Source organism: Vibrio sp. 10N.261.51.A3 (assembly GCF_041471965.1).
Classification (GTDB): domain Bacteria; phylum Pseudomonadota; class Gammaproteobacteria; order Enterobacterales; family Vibrionaceae; genus Vibrio; species Vibrio crassostreae_C.
Genome location: NZ_JBFRPK010000060.1, coordinates 57,954 through 65,110, shown reverse-complemented (window position 1 = coordinate 65,110; position 7,157 = coordinate 57,954). Strand labels below are relative to the sequence as shown.

At 45.0% G+C, this 7,157-nt stretch carries 5 protein-coding genes; 3 read left to right on the top strand and 2 right to left on the bottom strand.

From position 1 onward, the window contains the following. Window positions 1–49: 49 nt before the first annotated feature. A complete protein-coding gene (gene asnS / locus AB4371_RS15445; RefSeq protein WP_017060416.1) occupies window positions 50–1,450 on the bottom strand; it encodes an asparagine--tRNA ligase in 1,401 nt (466 codons plus the stop codon). Between the two features lie 557 nt (window positions 1,451–2,007). Here asnS and AB4371_RS15440 point away from each other — a divergent pair. Next, window positions 2,008–3,498: a SulP family inorganic anion transporter gene (locus AB4371_RS15440; protein WP_017068770.1), complete on the top strand. Its 1,491-nt coding sequence runs from the start codon at window positions 2,008–2,010 to the stop codon at window positions 3,496–3,498. Between the two features lie 94 nt (window positions 3,499–3,592). Here the strand turns inward: AB4371_RS15440 and AB4371_RS15435 are convergent, their stop codons facing one another. Continuing rightward, the gene (locus AB4371_RS15435; RefSeq protein ID WP_372150285.1) at window positions 3,593–5,215 is read right to left on the bottom strand and encodes a methyl-accepting chemotaxis protein; all 1,623 of its coding nucleotides are present in this window, start codon (window positions 5,213–5,215) and stop codon (window positions 3,593–3,595) included. Window positions 5,216–5,716: 501 nt separating this feature from the next. On the opposite strand from AB4371_RS15435, the gene AB4371_RS15430 reads away from it, so the two are divergent. Next, window positions 5,717–5,914 (top strand): hypothetical protein, encoded by a 198-nt coding sequence (locus tag AB4371_RS15430; RefSeq protein ID WP_048611631.1) that lies wholly within the window; start codon window positions 5,717–5,719, stop codon window positions 5,912–5,914. A gap of 81 nt (window positions 5,915–5,995) precedes the next feature. Next, window positions 5,996–7,138 (top strand): amino acid permease, encoded by a 1,143-nt coding sequence (locus tag AB4371_RS15425; protein ID WP_372150292.1) that lies wholly within the window; start codon window positions 5,996–5,998, stop codon window positions 7,136–7,138. The last annotated feature ends 19 nt before the right edge of the window (window positions 7,139–7,157 follow it).

The following is a 7,157-nucleotide window of genomic DNA, read 5'->3' as shown; positions in this document are numbered from 1 at the left end:
GCGGAGGTTTTTGTTTGTTCTTAACTTTTAATATCGAATAGGTTTCGAATTAGAAGTTTGCAGAGCGTGGTGTACGTGGGAATGGAATCACGTCACGAACGTTACCCATACCTGTTACGTAAGATACTAGACGCTCGAAACCAAGACCGAAACCAGCGTGTGGCACTGTACCGTATTTACGTAGGTCGCGGTACCAGCTCATGTGCTCAGGGTCGATACCCATAGCAATCATACGCTCGTCTAGAATGTCTAGACGCTCTTCACGTTGTGCACCACCGATGATTTCACCGATGCCTGGTGCAAGTACGTCCATTGCTGCAACTGTTTTGCCGTCGTCGTTTAAGCGCATGTAGAAAGCTTTGATGTCTTTCGGGTAGTTCTTAACGATAACAGGTGCTTTGAAGTGCTCTTCAGCTAGGTAACGCTCATGCTCAGAAGACATGTCGATGCCCCACTCAACGTCAAACTCAAATTTCTTACCAGAGTCTAGTAGGATTTGGATTGCGTCAGTGTAGTCAACTTGTGCGAAGTCAGCGTCAACGAATTGCTCTAGACGAGTAATTGCTTGCTTGTCGATGCGAGAAGCGAAGAATTCAAGGTCGTCGCGGCGCTCTTCAAGAACAGCAGCGAAAACGTACTTAAGCATGTCTTCAGCCAGTTTCGCTACATCGTTAAGGTCTGCAAACGCAACTTCAGGCTCAACCATCCAGAACTCAGCTAGGTGGCGGCTTGTGTTTGAGTTTTCAGCACGGAACGTAGGACCGAACGTGTAAACCTTGCTTAGTGCACAAGCATAAGCTTCAGCATTAAGTTGGCCAGATACAGTTAGGAACGTCTCTTTACCGAAAAAATCTTCGTTGAAGTCTACGTCGCCTTTTTCAGTGCGTGGTAGGTTTTCCATGTCTAGCGTAGAAACACGGAACATTTCACCAGCGCCTTCTGCATCAGATGCAGTGATAAGCGGAGCAGAAGTCCAGAAGAAACCTTGCTCGTGGTAGAAACGGTGAATCGCTTGAGATAGACAGTTACGTACACGTGCTACTGCGCCAATCACGTTTGTACGTGGACGTAGGTGAGCAACTTCACGAAGGTACTCGATAGAGTGACGCGTCTTAGCCATTGGGTAAGTGTCAGCGTCTTCAACCCAGCCTACAACTTTAACGTCAGTTGCTGCTAGTTCGAAGTCTTGACCTTTCGCAGGAGACTCAACAATCTTACCCGTTACTTCAACAGAGCAGCCAGTTGTTAGCTTTAATACTTCGTTTTCGTAATTATTAAGATTATTAGGAACCACGGCCTGAATCGGGTCGAAACAAGAGCCGTCATAAATGGCAAGGAAAGAGATTCCAGCTTTGGAATCACGACGTGAACGGATCCAGCCGCGAACAGTTACTTCACTGTCTACCGCTAGCTTGCCGCCAAGTACGTCTGTTACAGGCGCGTAAGTCATGTTGATTTCATTCTCCATTGAGGGACAAATTCAACTCAAAGTCTCTGGCATTGCTGCAAATAAATATACATTTGCACAATAATTAGCCGAAACATTAAGTTGTATAAACTTTTTAAATCGATTGAACATATTACCTGTCATACCGACAGCTTCAACCTTTATTCTTGCTTGGTGAAAGAAATATTGTGTCTACTGACGATAAATAGGTTTGAGGGTGTGTTTTTTGTTCGATCTTAGCGTCAGCCTTACCTTTCACCCTATGTGAGCTGCTGAACGAGCATGGCGTAATCGAAACCTTTGTTTTCAATAATGGGAGTGTGATTGTGTTGAGACTCACTCTATATTGGCGCGGATTCAGTCATTTTGGACTTGATCACCTTCTTAATTTCCCACTAAAGTACAAGAGGAGTTTAATATCTACGTGTTAATTACGCCGCCTTAACCCCTGCATTCTCTCTACACCCGCACTTTTCGAGCGCTCGCTCATTCAAGAAAAACAGTCGATCAAATTATGTCTCAACAAGGCAGGACTGGCTGTACAAGTAAAAGAGAATTACATGCTTAATTATTTAAAAAAACACTGGTTATCAAACGTTAAAGGAGATTCATTATCTGGGATTGTGGTTGCACTCGCATTGATCCCTGAAGCCATCGCATTTTCAATTATTGCAGGCGTTGACCCTAAAGTAGGGCTCTATGCCTCGTTCTGTATTTGTGTCGTCACTGCTTTGGTTGGCAGTCGTCCGGGAATGATTTCCGGTGCAACAGGCGCTATGGCGCTACTAATGGTCACTTTAGTGAGAGAGCACGGACTAGAATATCTACTCGCCGCTTCATTTCTAGCTGGCGTCATTCAGATCGCAGCTGGTTATCTCAAGCTTGGTAACCTGATGAATTTCGTTTCCAAATCGGTGATTACTGGATTTGTTAACGCGCTCGCCATTCTAATTTTCATGGCCCAACTTCCTGAATTAATCAACGTCCCTTCAAGCGTTTACGTGTTAGTCGCTTTGGGTTTGGCGATCATTTATCTGCTTCCTTATTTCCCCAAGTTTGGTCGCGCAATACCTTCTCCACTGGTCGCGATTGTTACCCTGACAATCATTAGTTTGCTCTTCGGCTTAGATGTGAGAACGATTGGCGATATGGGCAAGCTTCCCGATTCACTGCCTGTGTTCTTGATTCCTAATATTCCATTCACGTTTGAGACGCTTGCAACCATCCTGCCATATTCGATTGCTCTGTCTCTGGTTGGCTTGTTGGAATCCTTGATGACAGCGACCATAGTCGATGACCTGACTGATACTGAAAGCAATAAAAACAATGAGTGTAAAGGGCAGGGCGTTGCGAACATCGTGGCTTCCCTTTTTGGTGGAATGGCGGGCTGCGCAATGATCGGTCAGTCGATCATTAACATCAAATCAGGTGGCTTAACCCGATTGTCCAGCATGATCGCTGGGGTGGTTTTGTTGCTAATGGTGGTGTTTGTTTCTGATTGGTTGAAGCTGATACCGATGGCCGCTTTAGTGTCTGTGATGATCATGGTTTCTATCGGCACATTCTCATGGCGTTCCATTGTTGAGCTTAAAGATCACACACTGCCAACCAATGTAACCATGCTAGCAACCGTGGCGGTGGTGGTGTTTACTCATAATTTAGCAATAGGTGTTGCGGTTGGCGTGGTGCTGTCGGCTCTGTTTTATGCACATGCCAGCAAATCCATGGTGTTTATATCCGATGAAGTCGTGACAAACGAAATGCACACCATTCACCGAGTAAAAGGCCATGTCTTCTTTGCTTCGTCAGATGCGTTTGTCGACTTATTTGATTATGACAACGCGACCTCTTTAGTGACCATCGATATATCGGATGCGTCATTCTTAGATAATACCTCGGTCGAGGCGCTTGATAAGGTTGTGTTCAAGTTCCGTAAAAAAGGGGCTTACGTTGAAGTGTCAGGAATGGATAGCGTGAGTGCGAACCTGATAGTCAAACACGCGATGTATCACAAGCATAAAGACTTAACCGCGGTTTCCATTACGCACTAATCTTGGTTTAAGGTACTTTTAAAGCCTGAAAGCCTGAACTAGACATTGTTATGAAGTTAAAGCGCTCATTGTTGAGCGCTTTTTTGTTGGCGATCTATGACTTCTTCTTTGTACTCGACAAAGTAAACTGATTAATCAGTGACTCAAGGTGATCAGACAGCTCTTCTAAGTCATTGCTGATGTTGCGAGTTTCAGCCGCAGATTGCGACGTGTTGTTGGCGTGAGAGGTGATGGTCTCAACCTTTTGTTGAACATCTTGAGTCGCTTGTGTGGTGGATTGTGTTTGCTGCTGAATATTCTGTGCGTGAGCCAAGACTTGTTTCATCTCTTCGACCACACCATTCATTTCAATTGAAAGTGCGTCGATATCGGTTGAGCTTTGATGGGCTTGTTCGCAAACGCGATCGGCAGAATTCAGCGACTCTTCACTGCCTTGCTGGAATTGATGAATGATTGACTCAATGCTGCCTGTTGCTTCTGCGGTTCGCGATGCAAGGTGGCGAACTTCATCTGCCACTACCGCAAACCCACGACCTTGTTCTCCCGCACGAGCTGCTTCAATCGCTGCATTCAAGGCCAGAAGATTGGTTTGGTCAGCAATGCCACGAATCACACTCAATATTGAAGAGACCTCTCCGGTTTGCTCATTGAGTGTCAGTATTTTGTGTTTCACTTCTTCTATGCTGCTAACGAGGTTTTTTATCTCACTGCTTGCGTCGTGTGCTTGGTTGGCACTCTTACATGCCACATCGGCGGTGTGATTAATAAGCTCTGAAGCCGTTAAAGTCGCTTGTTCTACATTGACTTGCTGTGCCTGTATTCCTTCGACATTATGTTGCACTTCGGCGGTTTCGCTTTGCTGGTCACTGGCGGCTTGCTCGGTAATTTGCGCGACACTAGTCAGTTGGTTGGCAGACGCATTCAGTTTGTGCGAGGTGTTTTGTACCTTTTCTAAGCTGTCGGATACGGTTCCCATGAACGAGTTGATGGAGTTAGCCAGCGTGCCAATCTCATCCTTGCTTTGTTCCGGCAGGCGAGTGGATAGGTTTTTATCGTTGCTGACTTGGGTCATAAAGCGAGAAGTCTGTTGCAGCGGGCGCACGATAATCTTACGAATTAATCCCATCGTAAGGACAAATCCGGCAAACGAGATCACTGCCATAATGCCAATAGCAGCCATGGTTTGAGTGTTAATCAGCGAGTTAACATGGTTAAGGTTATATTCGAGACGAATCGCACCCAAGACTTCACCTTCTGGTGCCATATGACAGGCGACACAATTGGTTCCTCGGTAATCTTCACTCGACTTCATTGGCAGAGCAATAACCAAGCCTTTGCCCCAATCAGCAGAAAAAGGTTCGATAACGGTTTCGCCCGCTAGCGCTCGTTTATCAATATCGTCAACCGGTGTTTGGTTGTCATTACCTGGGCCATATAACTTGCTGACAGCGTCGGCGCGTAAAACACGAACGTCTTCAATGCCTTCTTGAGCCAGTGCTTTCTGACGAAGGGTCTCTTTTTGTGCCATGGTGCCGGTGAGCATCATCATATTGAGGCTATCGAAGTAGTTACTTGCTTTGTCGTGAAGCTGCTCACTTAACACTGAGTTTACAAGTTGCTTTTGTTGCGAATATTGGAAATAGGTCGATATTGCCAGCAAAAAGGTGAACACGATGGCGAGGGCCACTAGGATTTTAAAGGTGATTGTTGAGCGCATAAGGTGTTTGTTTTTATTAATTATAATGACGCAAATACTGTACTAGTAAGAATTCCTACCACCTATGGGGTATAACGAATTGTGTGACCACACTCCGGTTGTGGTTATGTTTCTGTGATGTAGCGAGTTTGTGTCGTGTCTGATGTTGAAATGGAACGCGCTTCAAGCTCCTCGCTGTTCTTAAAACAGACTGTTGTTTTGGGAAAATTGAAGTGCAGCATCGAGTTTTGATTGTGCTGATAATTAGAAAAGCCTAGGTTGTTAATTAGCTCGATGTATTTGTCCGCTTGTCTTTTATCAATAAAGACTATTGTTTTAGACGACTTAGTGGTCGATTTATATCCAAATGGTTGTTCTGTTCAATTTAATAGCAAAAATTGTGGTTATAGCGTTGTGTTTCGAGGCTCATTCGATAAGATGAAAAGACCTCTATGATAGAGGTAGGGCAGCAACGGATACGCTGCTTCAAATACTATGGAATGTGACTTATTGGACACATACATGAAATTCAAGATTACATCACCGATTATTGAACCTACGGAAGGTTCACCACATCAGTTAATGCTTACTCACGCTTCTCGTTTTACCTCTTTTAAGACAAGCTCCCCTTTGAACGCCCTGTTCGACAACGTCTCTGCACGCTTCTTTACCGCTTATCGCTCCTATTGTTATTCGTTTTATAACTTTATTTCTATCTGAACTCCTTTGTCATCCGCTCGATGAACGAAGACTCACATCTATAAAAACTAAACAAATAAGTTAAAAACAATGAATATTAAAATGATGGGTAGCTCCCTAATTATCGCTGGTACCGCTCTCGGTGCTGGTATGCTTGCGATCCCAATGGTATTAGCTCAATTCGGATTGCTTTACGGCACACTGCTTATGGTACTGATCTGCTTCGGTACGACTTACGCAGCATTACTACTTCTAGAAGCGACCATCAAAGCGGGTGGCGGTCTAGGATTAAACTCTATTGCCCGAAAAACCTTGGGTAAACAAGGTCAGTTGCTTACCAACGGCTTGCTATACGCGTTGTTGATTTGCCTATTAATGGCTTACATTCTGGGCGCAGGTGACTTGCTGAGTAAGTTACTGTCTAACTTTGGCGTCGAAATTACCGCGACTACCAGCCAAACCGTGTTTACCTTGCTTGCTGGCGCAGTAGTCGCAAGTGGTACTGGTGTGATTGATAAGCTCAATCGAGCATTGTTCTTCGTGATGCTTGCTAGTTTGTTTGCAACCATGGCCTTCTTAGCGCCGAGCATGACTCAAGAAAACTTGATGCAGGTAACCAGCCATGACCACGTTGACCTAATCAAAACCAGTGCCATCCTGTTTACGAGCTTTGGCTTTATGGTGGTGATTCCAACCTTGGTTTCTTACAACCACGAAGCGACAGACAAACAGCTGCGTAACATGGTGATCATCGGTTCTCTGATCCCATTAGTGTGTTACTTGTGCTGGTTGTTTGCGGTAGTGGGCAACTTGAGTGAAGAGCAATTCAGAAGCTTTGAGAACGTATCAGATTTGATAGCGGCGTTTGAGGCTCAGTCTCCTTGGGTGGGTAACGTTCTGTCTACCTTCACGGGCTTGGCGTTGTTGACCTCTTTCTTTGGTGTGGCGATGGCGTTGTTCAACCAGAACAAAGACATGTTCAACCAAAATACAGCGGTAACGTACTGCATTAGCTTTATCTTGCCGTTGGCTGGTTCATTGCTTGCGGCAGACAAGTTCCTACAAGTACTGAATTACGCAGGTATCATCTTGGTGTTCCTAGCGGTGTTTGTTCCTCTGGTTATGGTCCACAAACAGCGTTTCATGAAAGTTGCTGATGACCGATACCGAGCAGAAGGTGGCAGCGCAATGATGTTGTTCTCACTGCTGTTTGGTTGCTTCCTGCTTATCTCACAAGTGATCTAGTTCTTTGGTCCATTATCTA